The 17,011-nt window shown below is 64.6% G+C and carries 21 protein-coding genes; 7 read left to right on the forward strand and 14 right to left on the reverse strand.

Annotation, left to right across the window (positions count from 1 at the left end; all coding sequences use genetic code 11):
• Positions 1-5 precede the first annotated feature (5 nt).
• Together BSY18_RS02615 and BSY18_RS02620 are read right to left on the reverse strand one after the other, a co-directional pair.
• A complete protein-coding gene (locus BSY18_RS02615; protein WP_069049556.1) occupies positions 6-1,778 on the reverse strand; it encodes a tetratricopeptide repeat protein in 1,773 nt (590 codons plus the stop codon).
• A 38-nt stretch (positions 1,779-1,816) separates the two neighbouring features.
• Positions 1,817-2,566 (reverse strand): 2OG-Fe(II) oxygenase, encoded by a 750-nt coding sequence (locus BSY18_RS02620; protein ID WP_069051649.1) that lies wholly within the window; start codon positions 2,564-2,566, stop codon positions 1,817-1,819.
• 190 nt (positions 2,567-2,756) lie between these two features.
• Here BSY18_RS02620 and BSY18_RS02625 point away from each other — a divergent pair, with 190 nt between their 5' ends.
• The 3 genes from BSY18_RS02625 (at position 2,757) to BSY18_RS02635 (ending at position 6,838) form a co-directional block, all read left to right on the forward strand.
• The gene (locus BSY18_RS02625; protein ID WP_069049557.1) at positions 2,757-4,937 is read left to right on the forward strand and encodes a TonB-dependent receptor; all 2,181 of its coding nucleotides are present in this window, start codon (positions 2,757-2,759) and stop codon (positions 4,935-4,937) included.
• Positions 4,937-6,025, forward strand: a complete 1,089-nt coding sequence (locus BSY18_RS02630) for a PepSY-associated TM helix domain-containing protein (RefSeq protein ID WP_069049558.1) — start codon at positions 4,937-4,939, stop codon at positions 6,023-6,025. The genes BSY18_RS02625 and BSY18_RS02630 overlap by 1 nt, the downstream gene beginning before the upstream one ends.
• Before the next feature lie 93 nt (positions 6,026-6,118).
• Complete coding sequence (locus tag BSY18_RS02635) at positions 6,119-6,838, forward strand: 2OG-Fe(II) oxygenase (protein WP_069049559.1); 720 nt, start codon at positions 6,119-6,121, stop codon at positions 6,836-6,838.
• A 7-nt stretch (positions 6,839-6,845) separates the two neighbouring features.
• On the opposite strand, the gene ruvB is transcribed toward BSY18_RS02635, so the two are convergent.
• The 10 genes from ruvB to BSY18_RS02685 all read right to left on the reverse strand — a co-directional run bounded on the left by ruvB (position 6,846) and on the right by BSY18_RS02685 (position 11,994).
• Positions 6,846-7,868, reverse strand: a complete 1,023-nt coding sequence (ruvB, locus tag BSY18_RS02640; RefSeq protein ID WP_069049560.1) for a Holliday junction branch migration DNA helicase RuvB — start codon at positions 7,866-7,868, stop codon at positions 6,846-6,848.
• Complete coding sequence (locus tag BSY18_RS02645) at positions 7,865-8,167, reverse strand: type II toxin-antitoxin system RelE/ParE family toxin (RefSeq protein WP_162892564.1); 303 nt, start codon at positions 8,165-8,167, stop codon at positions 7,865-7,867. Before BSY18_RS02645 ends, ruvB begins: the two co-directional genes overlap by 4 nt.
• On the reverse strand, positions 8,160-8,411 hold the full coding sequence (locus tag BSY18_RS02650) for a ribbon-helix-helix domain-containing protein (protein ID WP_069049562.1): 252 nt from the start codon (positions 8,409-8,411) through the stop codon (positions 8,160-8,162). The genes BSY18_RS02645 and BSY18_RS02650 overlap by 8 nt, the downstream gene beginning before the upstream one ends.
• A gap of 46 nt (positions 8,412-8,457) precedes the next feature.
• Complete coding sequence (ruvA, locus tag BSY18_RS02655) at positions 8,458-9,057, reverse strand: Holliday junction branch migration protein RuvA (protein ID WP_069049563.1); 600 nt, start codon at positions 9,055-9,057, stop codon at positions 8,458-8,460.
• A 37-nt stretch (positions 9,058-9,094) separates the two neighbouring features.
• Positions 9,095-9,577, reverse strand: a complete 483-nt coding sequence (ruvC, locus tag BSY18_RS02660) for a crossover junction endodeoxyribonuclease RuvC (protein WP_069049564.1) — start codon at positions 9,575-9,577, stop codon at positions 9,095-9,097.
• Complete coding sequence (locus tag BSY18_RS02665; RefSeq protein ID WP_069049565.1) at positions 9,578-9,982, reverse strand: endonuclease domain-containing protein; 405 nt, start codon at positions 9,980-9,982, stop codon at positions 9,578-9,580.
• A gap of 46 nt (positions 9,983-10,028) precedes the next feature.
• A complete protein-coding gene (locus BSY18_RS02670; RefSeq protein ID WP_054134405.1) occupies positions 10,029-10,772 on the reverse strand; it encodes a YebC/PmpR family DNA-binding transcriptional regulator in 744 nt (247 codons plus the stop codon).
• A 69-nt stretch (positions 10,773-10,841) separates the two neighbouring features.
• Positions 10,842-11,336 (reverse strand): arsinothricin resistance N-acetyltransferase ArsN1 family B, encoded by a 495-nt coding sequence (locus tag BSY18_RS02675; protein ID WP_069049566.1) that lies wholly within the window; start codon positions 11,334-11,336, stop codon positions 10,842-10,844.
• A gap of 22 nt (positions 11,337-11,358) precedes the next feature.
• Positions 11,359-11,604 (reverse strand): DUF2312 domain-containing protein, encoded by a 246-nt coding sequence (locus BSY18_RS02680; RefSeq protein WP_054134403.1) that lies wholly within the window; start codon positions 11,602-11,604, stop codon positions 11,359-11,361.
• A 66-nt stretch (positions 11,605-11,670) separates the two neighbouring features.
• A complete protein-coding gene (locus BSY18_RS02685) occupies positions 11,671-11,994 on the reverse strand; it encodes a DUF1244 domain-containing protein (protein WP_083231274.1) in 324 nt (107 codons plus the stop codon).
• 111 nt (positions 11,995-12,105) lie between these two features.
• Between BSY18_RS02685 and pyk the strand changes: the two genes are divergently transcribed.
• Positions 12,106-13,563 (forward strand): pyruvate kinase, encoded by a 1,458-nt coding sequence (gene pyk / locus BSY18_RS02690; RefSeq protein ID WP_054134401.1) that lies wholly within the window; start codon positions 12,106-12,108, stop codon positions 13,561-13,563.
• A gap of 45 nt (positions 13,564-13,608) precedes the next feature.
• Here the strand turns inward: pyk and BSY18_RS02695 are convergent, their stop codons facing one another.
• The gene (locus BSY18_RS02695) at positions 13,609-14,232 is read right to left on the reverse strand and encodes an HAD family hydrolase (protein ID WP_069049568.1); all 624 of its coding nucleotides are present in this window, start codon (positions 14,230-14,232) and stop codon (positions 13,609-13,611) included.
• Between the two features lie 110 nt (positions 14,233-14,342).
• The gene (gene ykgO, locus BSY18_RS02700) at positions 14,343-14,468 is read right to left on the reverse strand and encodes a type B 50S ribosomal protein L36 (protein WP_003046794.1); all 126 of its coding nucleotides are present in this window, start codon (positions 14,466-14,468) and stop codon (positions 14,343-14,345) included.
• 291 nt (positions 14,469-14,759) lie between these two features.
• Here ykgO and BSY18_RS02705 point away from each other — a divergent pair, with 291 nt between their 5' ends.
• From BSY18_RS02705 to BSY18_RS02715, 3 genes are all read left to right on the forward strand, one after another.
• A complete protein-coding gene (locus BSY18_RS02705) occupies positions 14,760-15,347 on the forward strand; it encodes a DUF4136 domain-containing protein (RefSeq protein ID WP_236823433.1) in 588 nt (195 codons plus the stop codon).
• On the forward strand, positions 15,344-16,504 hold the full coding sequence (locus BSY18_RS02710; protein WP_069049569.1) for a M14 family metallopeptidase: 1,161 nt from the start codon (positions 15,344-15,346) through the stop codon (positions 16,502-16,504). Before BSY18_RS02705 ends, BSY18_RS02710 begins: the two co-directional genes overlap by 4 nt.
• A 77-nt stretch (positions 16,505-16,581) precedes the next feature.
• Complete coding sequence (locus BSY18_RS02715; RefSeq protein ID WP_083231275.1) at positions 16,582-17,004, forward strand: hypothetical protein; 423 nt, start codon at positions 16,582-16,584, stop codon at positions 17,002-17,004.
• The last annotated feature ends 7 nt before the right edge of the window (positions 17,005-17,011 follow it).

The raw sequence follows: 17,011 nt of genomic DNA on the forward strand, positions 1-17,011 counted from the left end.
GAGGTTTAGCGGCTGAGGACCGCGTCGAACGCGACGGTCATCCGTTCGCCCTGGGCAAAGGGGCGGGTGCCATGGAACATGTAGCTGGGGAACAGCGCCAGCCGTCCCGGGACCGGCTGGATCGTCTCCAGCGGGTCTAGCGGGAGGCCTAGCTCGGTCGGCGCAGCGCCAACCTCCAGCCAACCCGCCTTGTCCGGGCCGTCGGCTTCCTGCGGCACCACGATATAGCAGGCCGAGCTCAACAGGCCCTGCGGATGGATGTGCGCGACATGATAGCCCGAGTCCGTCAGCCTGACCGACCACGAACCCGCGATGGCGAGGCTCTCGCCGCGGTGCTTGAGTAGTGGGTGGGTTGCGTCGCGCGGCGGCAGGCTTGCCCAATGCGCGGCAACCGAAGCCTCGATCGCCTGTAGCAGCGCCTGGATCTGTGGTTCCTGCCGCCAGAACAGCCGGCCCCGGGTCTGCGTGCCTCCCCGCAAGGACTGGCCGACGGGGTGCGATCGCGCGGTGTGGATCGACCGCAGGAGATCGGCGGTATCGGTGAGCGTTGCAGGATCGATGTCCAGCGCGCGTGCGTGCACCAGGCCCGGTTGTCCCGAAAGCCATTCATGTCGGGGATCGCCTGTCAGACGCCAGGCGAGGCCAAGATACGCCCAGGCGACGATGTCGTCGGGGGCGCGCGCGACGAGCGCTTCGAGCAGCGATCCCGCTTCATCCGGCCTGCGCAGCCCCAGCATTATGCGTCCACGGGTGCACCGCGTCAGATCGGTTTCGGGCAGCGCCGCGAGCATGGCGGCGGCGCGGTCGAACCGTCCGCATTCGCCCTCCAGCCGTGCGAGTTCGAACAGCCAGCCCTGTTGCGCGCCACACTGACGCTCGCCATCATGCAAGGTCTTCAGCGCAGGCTCGAATTCGCCGGCCGAGGCCTGGACGGCGGCCAATGCTTCGTACAGCCCGGGGTGCTTCGGGAACCGGCCGATCGCCTCGTGGATATGGTCGACATAAGCGTCGCCCTCGCCAATCTCGGCGCGCATCTTGGCGAACTCGTGATGCCCTTCGAGCCACAGCGGGTCTTGCTTGAGCACGTCTTCCAGCACGTCGAGGCCGCTGTTGTCGCCCTGTTCCATCATCGCCTGGACAATGCCCAGCACCAGCACTCGGTCGCCCTGCGATCGCTGCAGTGCCGCGATATGGCGGTCCTTCGCGTCCGCGGCGCCGGTTTCCAGCGCCATCCGGGCACGACCGGCGAGCGCGACCTTACGGTCGGGATCGATCGCCAGCGCCTGATCGAACGCGGCGATCGCCTCCTGCGGGCGCTCCATGTCCTTGAGCACGGCACCACGCGCGGAATGTACCTTGGCGGAGGCATGCCCCGCATCGAGCAGCCAGTCGAAGGTCGCCAGCGCGTCGGAATGGCGTTGCATGCGATGCAGCGCCAGCCCGCGATTGTAATGCGCATCGGCAAAGCCCGGGTCGATCTCGAGCGCGCGGTCATATTTTGCGAGAGCCGCAGAATGATCGCCGGCGGCAACCAGCATGTTGCCCCAGTTACCCAGGATCTGCACATCGTGCGGTTGGTGTTGGTGTGCGGTCGCAAACAGGCTCGCCGCGCTGGCGAGGTCGCCCTGCTGCTTGCGGCACAGCGCGCGTAGGTGAAAGGCATCGGCATTCGGGCCGCCGATATGCTCGACCTGGTCCAGCAGCCGTTCGGCTTCGGCGATGTTGCCGGCGGCATAGGCTTGCTGCGCGGCGATGAACCGCCGTTGAAAATCCTGCATCAAAAACTCATTCCTTGAGGTACGGCGTTTGCGTCGCTCTATCTGTCACGAAACCAGCCGGTGATCGAGAGTCGCCCGACCGGCGCGAAGGGGGGGACATAGCTGACCAGATGCGGCTGGGGCACCGCAAACAGGCTCAAGCTGTTGAACCGGGGCCGGTAGCCCACAATGATGTCGCCGTCATCATCCAGAAAATTGAGATAGCCGCCCCAGTCCGGCTTCCAGTCATCGGGCGCAAGGCTGAGCACATAGGCGATGCGCCATCCTTCGCCGACATGGCTGTCGCTGTGCAGGCCGAGGAACTGCGAGGGAGCAAACAGTGTCGCCTGCGCATCGGCCTTGATCAGCTCGGTGATCCCGGTGACCGATCGGATCAGATCGAGAAATGGCTGGTCGTTGATATGCTCGAGCAGGATGTCGTGCGCGGAATCGGGTGCCCAGCGCCCGAGATAGGCATCGAGGATCGGGTAGCGTGCAAAGCTGAAGGCGTAATCGCCGCGCTGTGCGGCATCGGCCACGCTCTGGGCGATGCGCTGGCGTTCGGCGGCGGGCAGCGCAGCCATCTCGTCGGGGCGGCGCCCATGCGGGCCATCGTTGCCTGCCGACCAGGCCAGGCCCCAGGGTGTGTGCTGCGCAAGGATCTTGCGCAGCTCGCGTGCGGCCTCGGGTTCGAGCACATCGCGGATCTGCAGCCGCTGGTTGACGGCAAAGTCCCGCGCCAGGGCACCCCGGTCCAGCGCCGGGTTCAAGGCCAGAAGATGCAGCGGAGCAGCCGTGGCAGCCGACATGTCAACAGTGCCTTCCTCAAGAGTGCTGGCCTTGCCCCATGCATAGCGGGCCAGGGCCGCCCCCTCAACCCTCGCATCACCGCGCAGCCTCTCCTTGACCAGCAACAGCAGAGACTATGCACACGAGAATGCGAATCTGTTGCAATAGCATTTGGGCGTTGCTAACAGCCTGCCCAGATTGGGGAATGAGATGAAACTGGGAAAGCTGGCGGGCTTCTGGCTGGCAACATTATGGGTGAGCCCCGCTCTTGCGCAGGATTTTGAGGCCGATCGAGCGGCAGACTCGGCGGCAGAGCGATCACCTGGGGCCGAGGAGGCCGATATCGTGGTCACTGCAGCGCGCACGGTGCTGCCGCCCAGTGCATTGCCTTTGACAATCGATATCATCGGCAAGGAAGCGCTTGACCAGCAGATCATCCTGTCCGGATCGGTCACCGACGCCGTTGCGGCGCTCACGCCGTCCTTCTCGCCCACGCGTGGCAAGCTGTCGGGGGCAGGGGAGACGCTGCGCGGCCGTTCGCCGCTCTATGCGATCAACGGCATTCCCCAGTCCACCCCGCTGCGCGATGGCAGCCGCGACGGCTTCACCATCGATGGCTTTTTCGTCGACCGGGTCGAGCTGATCTATGGTTCCAATGCGCTGCAGGGGATCGGCGGAACCGGTGGCATCGTCAACCAGGTGACCGTGGGCGCACCCATGCAGGAGGGAATTTCCGGCAGGGTGCTGTTGCAGGGTTCAGCCGATGGCGATGTCCGTTCGGACGGGTTCGGCGCCAAGGCGGCGGGGCTTGTGCAGTACAAGGCGGACCGCTTCGATGCCACGGTCGGGGCGTCCTACGAACGGCGCGGCGTGTTCTTCGATGCGCGCGGCCGCCGCATCGGCCTCAACCTCACCCAGGGCGAGACACAGACCTCCGATGCGGTCTCGCTGTTCGGGCGCTTCGGCTATGCGCTTTCCACGACCGCGCGACTCGACCTGATGGCCAGCCGCTACGAGCTCAAGGGCGATGGCGAGTTCGTCGCGGTGCCGGGCAACCGGCTGACCGGCGTGCCCACCACTGCGGCGCGCGGCACGCCGCCGGGCATACCCGCCGCGAACCGCACCGAAAGCGTTGCGCTGTCGCTGACCGATACCGATCTTGGCGGCGGCAATTTCGTGAGCCAGATCTTCTTCAACCGCAGCCGCGACACGTTTGGCGGAGAGCTCGGCCCGATCGCGGCCTTTCAGGATGTCCGCATTGCCCCGGTCGGCACGTTGTTCGACCAGTCGCAGAACCGCTCGCGCAAGCTGGGCGGCAAGATCAGCTATGAACGTGCAGTCCCGGGCTTCGAAGACCTGACCGCGATCGTCGGGTTCGACGCGCTGTTCGATACCACCGAGCAGCGGCTGATCGCCACCAACCGCGTCTGGGTGCCACCCACCGAGTTCCGCAGCCTCGCGCCGTTTGCGCAGGCCAATCTCAAGCTCTTCGACGGGCTGGTCCGGCTGGCGGGTGGTGCGCGCTGGGAAAATGTCGAGATCAGGATCGGCGATTACACCACGCTCGCCACCACCACCAACCCGCGCGGCGGAGTGCTGGTCTCCGGCGGCAGCCCAAAGTTCGACGACGTGCTGCTGAACGGCGGGGTGATCGTAGAACCGGCGCAGGGCATCCGCTTCTACGCCAGCTATGCCGAGGGCTTTACCGTTCCAGATGTCGGCCGCATCACCCGCGCGATCGGCGCGCCGGGGGTCGATCTCGACAACTTCCTCGATATCAGCCCGATCATCTCGAACAACCGCGAGATCGGCGCCGAGGTGAAGCGCGGGCCGGTGGATGCCAGCGTCACCTATTTCTGGTCTACGAGCTCGCGCGGGCAGCTGCTCGTCGCCCGGCCTGACGGGATATTCGACGTGCAGCGCCAGCGCGTCGAGATCGAGGGGCTCGAGCTCAATCTGGGCGTGGCGATGCCGATCGATGGTCTGCGCCTTTCCGCCGGCTATGCTCATATCCTGGGCCGCAGCGATACCAATGCCGACGACCGGGTCGATACCGATCTGGATGGTACGAACATCTCGCCCGACCGCCTCAATCTGGCCGCCAGCTTCGACCGGGGCAGGGTATCGGCACGGGTGCAGACCCAAGTCTATTTCTCGCGGACCTTTGACGGGCTGGTGCGCGATCCGCGCAACGACTTCGGCGGCTATACGCTCACCGATGCCTATCTGGGCTATCAAGTCGGCCCAGGCCGCATCATCCTGAGCGCGCAGAACATCTTCAACCGCCAGTATATCGATTACAACAGCGATGCCCGGTTGCCGACCGACAACCTGTCGTTCTTTGCCGGGCGCGGCCGCAATATGACGCTGGCCTGGGACATGCGCTTCTGATGCGGCAGCTGGACTGGCTTCACCGCTGGACCGGCGGGCTCATCGGGCTTGTGCTCGCGATGCTGGGTCTGAGCGGCACGGTGCTGCTGCACCGCGACGCCTGGATCATGCTGCCCCATGCGCATGACACGCAGGTTGCCGACAACGCCGCGGTCGTGGGCGCGCTCGAGGCGATCATGGCAGACCCGCATTCGCGCCCCGGCAGCGTGCTGTTCGCCACCCAAAGCCTTGGCCTCAACCGGCTGACCTATGCCGATGGCAGCGGCGCCTATACCGATCAGAGCGGCGCCGTGGTGAGCCGGTGGGACACCGTGTGGGGACGGCCCGAGCTGTTCCTGTTCGATCTGCACCACCATCTGCTCGCCGGAGATACCGGGGAGTGGTTGATCGGGCTCGCGGGGCTGTGCGGGCTGTTCTTCGTGCTCAGCGGGCTGGTGCTGTGGTGGCGCACCCGGCGGACCTTCCGCTTCAGGCTGCTGCCGTCGCGCCTCACGCGTCCAGCGATCCTGTGGCATCACCGGGATATGGGCGTGGTCCTCGCGCCGCTGCTTCTGCTCGCCATCTTCACCGGCACCAGCATGATCTTCCGCCCGGTGGCAGCCTTGGTGCTGGGTCCGTCTGCGCCCGCCACCATTGGTGCGGCGCTGAAGGCGCCCGAGCCTGCGCCCACGCCGCTGGCCGACCAACCCGACTGGCGCCAGATCGTGCGCACCGCGCGCCAGCTTTTCCCCGATGCCGAAATCCGGCTGATCAGCCTGCCGAAGCAGGATGGTGGACCGATTACCATGCGGATGAAGCAGCCCGAGGAATGGCTTCCCAACGGCCGCACGATGCTGTGGTTTGCATCCGATACCGGTCGGCTGATCGAGGCGCGCAACGCGCTGCTGCTGCCCTCGCAGGTGCAATGGTTCAACACCTTCTATCCGCTGCACGCGGCCAAGGTGGGCGGCTTGCCCTATCGACTCGTGATGACGCTGGTGGGGTTGGCGCTGACGTTGCTGGGATCGCTCACGGTCTGGACCTTCTGGTTCCGCCGCAGGCCATCGACTCGCCACGCAGAGTCGCGCCGTCCCGTCACGGTCGAGTAGCCAAAGGCGGCAGAAAAACCGCCTTTTCGATCTCAGTTCAGACGTTTATGCAACTGACTTGCAACAGCGGTATTCAGGGTCCATGGAGCAGGGATGACTGCGACCTCATACTGCCTTAACCCTGCCCTGAAACCTCCTCACCTGCGCCAGACCTTCAAGCGGTTGGGCCGGGTGCGCATTCGCGGCTTCCTCGCCGACGACGCGGCCCGGATGCTGCACCAACTGCTGCGCGATCGCAGCGACTGGATGCAGGTGATCAATTCGGGTGAGTTGCTGTATGAACTGAGCCGCGATGTCCGCTCGCATATGGAGCCGACGCGCGCCGCGGCGCTGGATCAGGCGGTCTATGCCGGAGCGCGCAACGGCTTCCAGTTCCGCTACGAAAGCATTCGCGTCCCCGATGACGCGGTTGCCCGGATGGCCAGCCCCGATCCGCTCACGGCGTTCGCCACGTTCATGTCGTCGCCTGAGGTGATCGGGTTGCTGCGCGACATCACCGGGATACGCGGCATCCGGTTCGCCGATGCGCAGGCCACGGCCTATTCGCCCGGGGATTTCCTCACCGAGCACGATGACGCGGTCGAAGGCAAGGCGCGCCTTGCAGCGTTCGTGCTGGGTCTGACCCCGCAATGGCGGCTTGAATGGGGCGGCCAGCTTCTGTTTCACGGCGAGCAGGGCACGATCAGCCATGGCGAAATGCCCGGCTTCAACACGCTCGATGTCTTTGCAGTTCCCCAGCGGCACAGCGTTTCTGAAGTGACTCGCGCCGCGGCCTATCGGCGCTATGCGGTGACCGGCTGGCTGCGGGGCTGAGCGGCCGTCACAGGTCGAACAGGCCTTCCTGTGCGCCTTCGGGCGGGTTGAGGCCCAGATGCTTCCACCCGCGCGCATTGAGGCAGCGGCCGCGCGCGGTGCGTGCTATCAGGCCCAGCTGGATGAGATAGGGCTCGATCACATCCTCGATCGTGTCGCGCGGCTCGGACAGGCCTGCCGCCAGCGTTTCCACGCCAACAGGGCCGCCGCGATAGATATCGGCGATCATCATCAGATAGCGCCGGTCCATCGCATCGAGCCCCAGCTTGTCGACCTCAAGCCGGGTGAGGGCTGCGTCCGCTGCCAGCGCATCCACGGTGGGCTGGCCCGCCACATTGGCGAAATCGCGCACCCGGCGCAGCAGGCGTCCGGCAACGCGCGGCGTTCCGCGTGCGCGGCGGGCAATCTCGGTCGCGCCATCGGCAGCGATTCCCAGCCCCAGCAGGCGCGCGGCGCGCGTCACCACCGCCTCGAGCTCCCCGACGGTATAGAAATTGAGCCGCACCGGGATGCCGAAACGGTCGCGCAAGGGCGTGGTCAGCAGTCCCTGCCGGGTCGTAGCTCCGATCAGCGTGAACGCGGGCAGGTCAATCCGTACGCTGCGCGCGCTCGGGCCTTCGCCGATGATCAGATCGAGCGCGCGGTCTTCCATCGCGGGATAGAGCACTTCCTCGACCACCGGATTGAGACGGTGAATCTCGTCGATGAACAGCACATCGCCTTCTTCAAGGTTGGTGAGCAGCGCCGCCAGATCGCCCGACTTGGCGATCACTGGGCCCGAGGTTGCACGAAAGCCCACGCCCATCTCGCGCGCTATGATCTGCGCCAGCGTCGTCTTGCCGAGGCCGGGCGGGCCGAACAGCAGCACATGGTCGAGCGCCTCGGACCGCCCCCGTGCCGCCTCGATGAACACACGCAGATTATCACGCGCCGCCGCCTGGCCGATGAACTCGGCCAGCGTCTTGGGGCGCAGCGCGGCATCCTGGTCTTCAGGGATGCGGTCTGGGGTGAGGAGGCGGTCTGTGGTCATTGCTCTGAGGTCATTATCCTAGGCACGTCTCTGGCATGGTGCAGAATGCGAACGATCAGAACTTCGTCATCCGCGCTGCGAAAGTAGATGCGATGCGCCTTGTACCCGAAACTGCGTATTGCGAAACCCAGATGTTCCTCTGATGTACCGATGAACGGTCTTTCCCTCAGCAGGGTAAAGGTCGCCCGCAAACCGATCAGATATTGGCGGGTGGTGGCAGCGCCGAATGCCGCCTTGCTGTAAATCCTGATGTCGCGCAGATCGTGCTGCGCAGCCTCAGCAATACGCAGCCTAACCACGCAGATCGGGGTCTTCGGCCATGATTGCGTCGAGAACGTCCTCCGGCTCGCTGTCCAGCACCCTGGATTTAAGTCCCTCGTCTATCTGTGCCTTCAACCAGGCGCTGTCTTCTGCTGCCTGTTCCTGATCCCGCCGCACTAGGGCGCGCACATAGTCCGCGGCGTCTGAATAAAGTCCCTGCGCGACACGAGCATCTACCCAGGTCTTCAACGCAGGTGGGATGGAGATGGTGAGTTCGGCCATGCCTTAAATTATATCCCAAAGCGAGTTCAAGTCCAGCAATGGCGCTTCACCGCGCCGCCTTCTTCAGCGCCAGCCGGACCAGCGCATCGAGGCTCGCGCCGTCGCCCAGATCCTCTTCCGCCCCCGCCACGGCCCTTGCCGCATCAGCGGGCTTGAAGCCCAGGTTCTGCAGCGCCGAGACCGCGTCGGCGGCGTGGTTGCCGACCAGGGCGGGGATGCCGATGCCGGCAGGACCGAGCGACATCGCACCCATCTTGTCCTTGAGCTCGTTGACGATGCGCAGCGCCAGCTTGGGGCCCACGCCTTGCGAACGGGCGATCATCGCCTTGTCGCCCTGTGCCACGGCGCGCGCGAGTTCTTCGGGGGTGAGCGCGGACAGGATGGCGAGCGCAACCTTCGATCCCACGCCCTGCACGCCGGTGAGCAGGCGAAAGCCGTCGCGCTCGCTCGCCGAAGCAAAGCCGATCAGCCGCATGTCGGTTTCGCTCACCTGCATTTCAGTGTGCAACACGACCTTGTCGCCCTTGGCGGCCAGACCTGAGAGGGTGCGCGAGGAAGCAAACACCAGATAGCCGACGCCGCCGACATCGATCACCGCGTGATCGTGCCCCATGCTGTCGAGCGTTCCGGTGAGTTTTGCGATCATCTGTTTTCCCTCTCCCCTTGCGCGGGAGAGGAGGGGGTTAGCGCAGTTTTTCGTACCCCGCCAGATGCGCGTGGGTGATCGCCACCGCGAGCGCGTCCGCCGCATCGGGCCCGGCGATCTGCACGCCAGGCAGCAGCCGCTGCACCATCGCGTCGATCTGCGCCTTTTCGGCAGCGCCGGTCCCGACGATCGCCTTCTTGATCAGCCGCGGCGCATATTCGCCGACGCTCAGGCCCGCCCGCGCGAGTCCCAGTATCAGGGCCCCGCGCGCCTGAACGAGCTTCAGCGTCGATTGCGGGTTCTTGTTGACGTAGATTTCCTCGATCGCCGCGCTGTCGGGATCATAATCCGTAATGACCGCCGCCAACGCAGTGTCGAGCTCCAGCAGCCGAGAAGGCAGGGCCGCCTTGGCGTTGGTCTTGATCTGCCCGTTGGCGATATGGCTCAGGCGATTGCCCTCGGACCGGATCACGCCCCAACCGGTGGTGCCAAGGCCCGGGTCGATGCCTAGGATGATCATCTAAAGCCCCTCCCCTTCAGGGGAGGGGTTGGGGTGGGGAAGCAACTTGCCAGGCCAACGATCTGGGAGGGTGTCCAGCTTTGCCAGGATCAAGTCCAAGACCCCTTCAAGGCTTTGGCTTACTTCATAGTTAGTGAACCGCATGGTGAAATATCCAAGTTCAGCCAGAGCGGCATCCCGTTTGGCGTCTCGCACGGCGTCGTGCGTGTCACCGTCAACTTCAACCATCAGCCCTTTCGACGGGCACAGAAAATCGCAAATAAATGGGCCGATAACGGATTGGCGACGAAATTTGTAGCCGCCCAACTGTGAGCCTTTGAGATATTTCCAGAGGATAATCTCCAAGGGTGTCGGGTTGTTGCGCAACTCATTTGCGAACAGCGACAAGCGAATGCTGTTGTCCATTCCCCACCCCAACCCCTCCCCTGAAGGGGAGGGGCTTTCTTCAAGCTTATCCCAGCTTCTCCATCACCTCGTCCGAAACCTCATAATTGCCCCAGACGGTCTGGACGTCGTCGTCATCGTCGAGCGCGTCGATCAGCTTGAACAGGGTCTGCGCGTCGGCTTCGGCGACATCGACGCGGACCTGCGGGCGCCAGGCGAGCTTGACGCTCTCGGCTTCGCCCAGGGCCTTTTCCAGCTCGCCGGAGACCGCGTGCAGGTCTTCCATGTTGGTCCAGATGTCGTGGCCGTCTTCGGTCGACTCGATGTCTTCCGCGCCCGCTTCCATCGCGGCCTCGAGCACCTTTTCCTCGTCGCCTGCGCTTGCGGGATAAGTGATCAGGCCCATGCGGTCGAAGCCGTGGCTCACCGCGCCGGACGCGCCCAAGTTGCCACCGTTCTTGCTGAACGCGGTGCGGACATTGGTCGCGGTGCGGTTGCGGTTGTCGGTCAGCGCCTCGACGATCAGCGCAATGCCGCCCGGGCCATAACCCTCGTAGCGGATTTCTTCGTAATCCTCGCCGCCGGCGGCCGATGCTTTGTCGATCGCGCGCTGAATGTTGTCCTTGGGCATCGACTGCGCCTTGGCCGCGTTGACCGCGAGCCGCAGGCGCGGGTTCATGTCAGGGTCTGGCATGCCCATCTTGGCGGCCACGGTAATTTCGCGGCTGAGCTTGGAAAACATCGCCGAGCGCTTTTTGTCCTGCGCGCCCTTGCGGTGCATGATGTTCTTGAATTTGCTATGGCCTGCCATGGCGGATTTCTGCCTGTTCAGTTGAGGTGATGCGAATGCTGGTGCGCGCCTTTACACCAGCCAGATGGTTCATAGCAACCGCTGCCACCAGCCGACATCGCGCCAGCCGCCCAGCTTCCAGCCGACCTCGCGGTATATGCCCACGGGCAACATACCCATCGCCTCGTGCAGCGCGATGCTTGCCGGGTTGGGCAGCGCGATCCCGGCGAACACCGCGTGGATCGAGCGGCTGCGCAGCCGTTCGAACAGCGCGGTGTACAGTGCGCGGCCGAGCCCCTGGCCCTGTGCGGCTGGCGCGACATAGATCGCGATATCGGCAGAGGTGGCATAGGCGGCGCGGACCCGGTGCGGGCTGGCATAGGCATAGCCCATGACTGCGCCATCCAGCTCCGCAACCACCCAGCCGTGCGAACTGCCATGGCTCGAAATCCGCGTGGCCATCTCCGCGGCATCGGGCGCCTGTGTCTCGAAGCTGACCCAGCTGTCGGTCACGAACGGCGCGTAGAGGGCGGCAAGCGCTGCGCCATCTGCCGCAGTGGCATCGCGGATGTGCAGCGCCGCCATCGTGCCGGTTCAGACCAGGGTCTCAGCCAAGGCCGAGAGCGGCCTTGTAGGTGTCGAGGATCAGTTCCATTTCCTGGCGGTCATGCGGTTCCATTTTGCGCAGGCGCACGATCTGGCGCATGATCTTGGGGTCGTACCCTTGCGATTTCGCTTCGGCATAGGTGTCGCGAATGTCATCGGCGACGCCCTTTTTCTCTTCTTCCAGACGCTCGATACGCTCGATGAAAAGGCGCAGCTGATCGTCAGCCGACATGATGGGTTCGCTCATGATATGTCTTTCATTTCGGGTGGGGCGCCGGGCGAATCTCCCGGTGCAAAATGGTGGACCGCTCCCTTAAGGGTGGTCGGCGTTCTTCGCCACGCTTTCCTTCATCCGGGCAAGCTGTTCTTCGCTGGCCTCGCCCTGATAGCGCGATTTCCATGTCGCAAAGTCCATGCCGTAGATCAGGCGGCGCGCAGCATCGCGGTCCTCGGCGCCGCCTGCTTCCTGCACCCAGTCAGCCAGGCAGTTGCGGCAGAAACCGGCGAGCCCCATCAGGTCGATGTTTTCCGCATCATGCCGGTGGCGCAGGTGGCGCACCAGGCGGCGAAAGGCTTGGGCAGCGACCTCGTCGGGGATGTCGACATCCATGGGCGGGGCGGGAACGGAATTGGTCATCAGATTATTTCCAGAACGGTTTTGCGATTGGTGACGCACTGGCCTAAGCATCGCATAGATATTTCGTCACAACGCAAACGGTTGCGGCGCAGACCAGTCCAGGGGATTTGAGTGAGCAAGACTATCGCCAAGCGCAGCCGCAAGGTCAAGATTCTCGCAACGCTGGGTCCGGCCAGCAGCAGCGCCGAAATGATCGAAAGGCTGTTCCGGGCAGGGGCCGATGCCTTCCGCGTCAACATGAGCCATGGCGACCATGCTACCCACGCCGCGACGATCAATACCATCCGCCAGATCGAAACCAGACTGCAGCGGCCGATCACCATCCTGTGCGATTTGCAGGGTCCGAAATTGCGCGTCGGAACGTTCGAAGGCGGCAAGGCTTTCCTCAAGCACGGCCAGCACTTCACGCTCGATTCGAACCCCGCGCCGGGCAATGACGAGCGCGCATATCTGCCGCATAAGGAGATTTTCGCCGCGCTCGACAAGGGCCAGCGGCTGCTGATCGACGACGGCAAGATGGTGTTGCGCGTGCTGCGTCCCGGCGAGAGCGAAATCCTGTGCTCGGTCGAGGTCGGCGGCTTCATCTCGGACCGCAAGGGGCTGAACGTGCCCGACAGCCTGGTGCCCATGGCGGCGCTGACCGAGAAGGACCGGCGCGATCTGGCGTTCGCGCTCGAAATGGGCGCGGACTGGATCGCATTGAGCTTCGTCCAGCGGCCCGATGACGTCGCCGAAGCACGCAGCCTGATCGGCGGACGCGCGGCACTGATCGCCAAGATCGAAAAGCCCGCCGCGCTGAATTCGCTCGAAGAGATCATCGAGCTTTCCGACGCAGTGATGGTCGCTCGCGGCGACCTTGGCGTGGAAATGGCGCCCGAAGAGGTGCCGGTGATGCAGAAGCGCATCGTCGAAACCGCGCGCCGCTCGGGCAAGCCGGTTGTGGTGGCAACGCAGATGCTCGAATCGATGATCACCAGCCCGTCGCCCACCCGCGCCGAAGTCTCGGACGTCGCCAATGCGGTGTACGACGGCGCCGACGCGGTGATGCTGTCGGCCGAAACCGCTGCTGGCGACTGGCCGGAGCTCGCCGTCGGCATGATGGACCGCATCGCCACCCAGGTGGAGGGCGACCCCGGCTATGCCGCGCGCGTGCACTTCATCGAGACCTTGCCCGATTCGACCACGGCCGATGCGCTGTCGGCGGCGTGCAGCGAGATCGCCAACACCGTGCGGGTGAGCGCGATCGTGTGCTTCACGCTGTCCGGCTCGACCGCGCGGCGCGTGTCGCGCGAGAGGCCGTCGGTGCCGGTGATGGTGCTGACCCCGTCGCGCGAGACCGCGCGCCGCGTCGGGCTGCTCTGGGGTGCCTATCCGGTGGTGACCCGCGACATCGGCAGCTTCGAGGAGATGATCGGCAAGGGCAAGCGCATGGCGTTGCGCCACGGCTTTGGCGAGGCCGGCGGCCGGATCATCACGCTGGCGGGTGTGCCCTTCGGTACGCCGGGATCGACCAATGTGTTGCACATCGTCACGCTGACCGGCGAGGAGCTCAAGGGCTACAAGGACTGATCAGCGAGCTGCAGGCGCCAAACATACCGCCGCTCTGCCCTGAAATCAGATCGTCGCGATGTTGAACACATCCCGAGCCGCCAGATCGGCATAGAGGGCAGGTGCATCGCGGAACAGGTGCCCCTGCAGGCCGCAGGCGATCGCGCCCTGGATGTTCGCCTCGCGGTCGTCGATGAACAGGGTGCGCGCTGGGTCGATGCCGAAGCGGTCGATGGCGAGGCGATAGATCGCAGCGTCGGGCTTCACCATCTTCTCGTCGCCCGAAACCACGATGTCCTGAAACAGGTCGAACACCGGCGCGGTGGGGCGGAACTTGCGCCACAGGTCGGACCCGAAATTGGTGATGCCGTAGATCGGCACTCCGCGCACCGCGAGTTGCTCGACCAGATCGATCATGCCCGGTACCGGCCCGGGAATCGTCTCCAGCCAGCGCGGCTCGTAGAGGCGGATCAGCGCGGCATGCTGCGGATACTCTGCGGCGAGTTCATCGATCATCGTAGCGATCGGGCGCCCCGCATCGTGCTGGTCATGCCAGTCGAGCGTGAGGACATTGCCGAGAAAATGGTCGAGCTCGGCCGGATCATCGATCAGCCTGGCGTAGAGGTTGCGGATGTCCCACTGGAACAGGACATTGCCGACGTCGAAGATGATGGTGTCGACCGGCTGCATCTGATCCCCCTCGCGCACGCAAGCAAAAGGCCCCGGAGCCTGCCGGAGCCTTTGCATGAAAATCGCAGCTTCAAGACACGGCGCGGCCCGATGGGCGCGCCGCTGCCGGATCAGCCTTGGCGGGCCTTGAAGCGACGGTTGGTCTTGTTGATCACATAGGTGCGGCCGCGACGACGGATCACGCGGTTGTCGCGATGGCGATCCTTGAGCGACTTCAGCGAATTGCGAATCTTCATGACGTTCAGGCCCTTGATTGAAACTTCTGATGCAGCGAAAGCCCCTTGCGACCCCGCGTATGTCACGCGAATGCCGTGCTGGAGCTTCCATGCCGGAAAGCGGCGCGGATACGTGGCAGGGCAGGCAAAGTCAAGCATCGCTGCCGGGGATGGAACGGATTTTTATGCGCTTCATTGGTCATTCATCACAGGTTGCGTTAGGCAGCAACAATGCGGGCAAGGCTCGCTGAAACAGGAAAGGGCGCGAACATCATGGGCTTTTCATGCACATCCCGCAGCATTGCGGTCAGTATGGCCGCCGCCGCGGCGTTGCTGGCAGGTGCCTGCGTGTCGCCTGCCGGACCGGTTGAGGCCGTCCGCTTTGTTTCGCCCGACCGTGCGAGCGAACTTGGCCGCGGATCGATTCGCGTGACCGCAGGCGATGGCATGGACGCGGGCTCGCTGGAATATCGCAGCTATGCCGCCGCGGTGGAGCGAGAGCTGGAACGCGTCGGCTATCAGGTGCTCCCGGTGGGAGCCGGCAGCGGCCGCGATGTGCAGACCGCGACGGTTCGCATCGAGCGGATGGTGCTCTCGCCCGCAGGGGGTGAGCGCAATCCCGTCAGCGTGGGTGTAGGGGGCGGGACCGGTGGATTCGGATCGGGTCTGGGCGTCGGCATCGGCATCAATCTGGGGGGACGGCCCAAGGACCGCATCGCCACCGAGCTGTTCGCCAACATCCGCTCGGGCGACGGCGTGGTGCTGTGGGAAGGGCGCGCCTCGGTGGAAGCGAAGGCTGGAACGCCGATGGCCGAGACCCAGCTCAACGCCGCCAAACTTGCGCAGGGGCTGTTTACTGGGTTCCCCGGCGAATCCGGAGCGACTATCAAGGTCCCATGACCCAGACCAAAATTCCCAGCATTTCTTGCGCTTTCGATTCCGGTAACATCGTCGTCCAATCGGTTTCCCCGACGCCAACCGGCAAGTTTCGGGCCGAACTTGCGATTCGCAAGGACAAGGATTCGGACTTCTTCCAGTGGTTCCATTTCCGTGTGGCGGCACAGCCGGGTGATGAGCTCGAGCTGGTGATCACGGGTCTGAAGGAGTCGGCATATCCGGGCGGATGGCCCGGATACCGGGCCTGCGTCAGCGAGGATCGCGATTTCTGGGGGCGGACGGATACTTCCTATGATGCTGATGCCGGCACGCTGACGATCCATTATCAGATGACCGGCGGGGTCGCGTGGTTCGCCTATTTCGCTCCCTATTCGATCGAACGGCACCATGATCTGGTCGCCGAGATCGCCAGCCGCGCCGGTGTGCGCCACCGCGAGCTTGGACTCAGCATCGAAGGCCAGCCGATCGACTGCCTGGAAATGGGCGAAGGCCCGGTGCAGGTGTGGCTTTATGCCCGCCAGCACCCGGGCGAAAGCATGGCCGAATGGTGGATGGAAGGCGCGCTTGAAAAGCTCACCGATCCGGCTGACCCGCATGCGCGGTTGCTGCGCAGCAAGTGCACGCTGCACATCGTGCCCAACATGAACCCCGACGGCTCTGCACGCGGCCATCTGCGCACCAATGCCGCAGGGGTGAATCTCAACCGCGAGTGGCATGAGCCGAGCGCCGACCGCAGCCCCGAAGTGCTGTGCGTGCGCAATGCCATGGACGCAACCGGAGTTCACTGGGCGATGGACGTGCATGGCGACGAGGCCATCCCGCATGTGTTCATCGCGGGCTTTGACGGCATCCCTTCGTGGACCGAGGACCAGGGCGCTCGCTACGAGCGCTATCGCGATCTGCTGGCCCGCCGCACGCCCGATTTCCAGACGAAGCAGGGCTATCCGCGCGCACCTGCGGGCCGGGCCAATCTGTCGATGTCGACCAACCAGCTGGCCGAACGGTTCGGCGCTTCGCATGGCTGCGTGGCGATGACGCTGGAAATGCCGTTCAAGGACAATGACGACCTGCCCGATCCCGACCAGGGTTGGAGCCCGGAGCGTTCCAAGCTGCTGGCGCATGATTGCCTGGCGGTTCTGGCGGAAATGGTGGCGGGCTGAACGCCGTCCTTTGTTCATGGCCAAGCAAGGCGCGTTGAGGCATTGTTGGCATGGCCAGAACTTGAAGGACCGCCGCCATGCCGCTTCACCGTCGTCTGATCGCTGCCGGATTGATCGCCACGGGAGCTGCGCTCTTCGCGCTGCAGCCGCTGGCGAACGCACAGGATGCCGCGCCCAAGAAATCGAAGGTCCCCGCCGCGGAGGTGGTGGGCGAGCCGGTGAGCTGCATCAACCTTTCGCAGATCCGGAGCACCCAGGTGCGCGACGATCGCACCATCGATTTCATCCTGTCGGGTGGCCGGGTGTATCGCAACCAGCTGCCCAACCAGTGCGGCAGCCTGGGCTTTGATCGCGCCTTCACCTATTCGACCTCGCTCACCCAGCTGTGCAATGTCGACATCATCACCGTGCTGCAGAACGTGGGCGGCGGGCTGATGCCTGGCGCCAGCTGCGGGCTGGGTGAATTCACTCCGGTCAAGCTGGTCAAGAAGGCGAAATAGCGGTCTG

It is taken from the genome of Blastomonas sp. RAC04 (genome assembly GCF_001713435.1).
GTDB lineage: Bacteria > Pseudomonadota > Alphaproteobacteria > Sphingomonadales > Sphingomonadaceae > Blastomonas > Blastomonas fulva.

Coding starts and splice junctions, on each gene's coding strand:
- ruvA (WP_069049563.1), bottom strand. CDS start 9,057: ATGATCGCAAAACTCACCGGAACGCTCGACAGCATGGGGCACGATCAC.
- BSY18_RS02675 (WP_069049566.1), bottom strand. CDS start 11,336: ATGGCGGCGCTGCACATCCGCGATGCCACTGCGGCAGATGGCGCAGCG.
- BSY18_RS02710 (WP_069049569.1), top strand. CDS start 15,344: ATGACCCAGACCAAAATTCCCAGCATTTCTTGCGCTTTCGATTCCGGT.
- BSY18_RS02685 (WP_083231274.1), bottom strand. CDS start 11,994: ATGACCAATTCCGTTCCCGCCCCGCCCATGGATGTCGACATCCCCGAC.
- BSY18_RS02680 (WP_054134403.1), bottom strand. CDS start 11,604: ATGAGCGAACCCATCATGTCGGCTGACGATCAGCTGCGCCTTTTCATC.
- ykgO (WP_003046794.1), bottom strand. CDS start 14,468: ATGAAGATTCGCAATTCGCTGAAGTCGCTCAAGGATCGCCATCGCGAC.
- BSY18_RS02635 (WP_069049559.1), top strand. CDS start 6,119: ATGACTGCGACCTCATACTGCCTTAACCCTGCCCTGAAACCTCCTCAC.
- BSY18_RS02715 (WP_083231275.1), top strand. CDS start 16,582: ATGCCGCTTCACCGTCGTCTGATCGCTGCCGGATTGATCGCCACGGGA.
- BSY18_RS02650 (WP_069049562.1), bottom strand. CDS start 8,411: ATGGCCGAACTCACCATCTCCATCCCACCTGCGTTGAAGACCTGGGTA.
- BSY18_RS02615 (WP_069049556.1), bottom strand. CDS start 1,778: ATGCAGGATTTTCAACGGCGGTTCATCGCCGCGCAGCAAGCCTATGCC.
- BSY18_RS02705 (WP_236823433.1), top strand. CDS start 14,760: ATGGCCGCCGCCGCGGCGTTGCTGGCAGGTGCCTGCGTGTCGCCTGCC.
- ruvB (WP_069049560.1), bottom strand. CDS start 7,868: ATGACCACAGACCGCCTCCTCACCCCAGACCGCATCCCTGAAGACCAG.
- BSY18_RS02620 (WP_069051649.1), bottom strand. CDS start 2,566: ATGTCGGCTGCCACGGCTGCTCCGCTGCATCTTCTGGCCTTGAACCCG.
- BSY18_RS02695 (WP_069049568.1), bottom strand. CDS start 14,232: ATGCAGCCGGTCGACACCATCATCTTCGACGTCGGCAATGTCCTGTTC.
- BSY18_RS02630 (WP_069049558.1), top strand. CDS start 4,937: ATGCGGCAGCTGGACTGGCTTCACCGCTGGACCGGCGGGCTCATCGGG.
- ruvC (WP_069049564.1), bottom strand. CDS start 9,577: ATGATCATCCTAGGCATCGACCCGGGCCTTGGCACCACCGGTTGGGGC.
- BSY18_RS02665 (WP_069049565.1), bottom strand. CDS start 9,982: ATGGACAACAGCATTCGCTTGTCGCTGTTCGCAAATGAGTTGCGCAAC.
- BSY18_RS02670 (WP_054134405.1), bottom strand. CDS start 10,772: ATGGCAGGCCATAGCAAATTCAAGAACATCATGCACCGCAAGGGCGCG.
- BSY18_RS02625 (WP_069049557.1), top strand. CDS start 2,757: ATGAAACTGGGAAAGCTGGCGGGCTTCTGGCTGGCAACATTATGGGTG.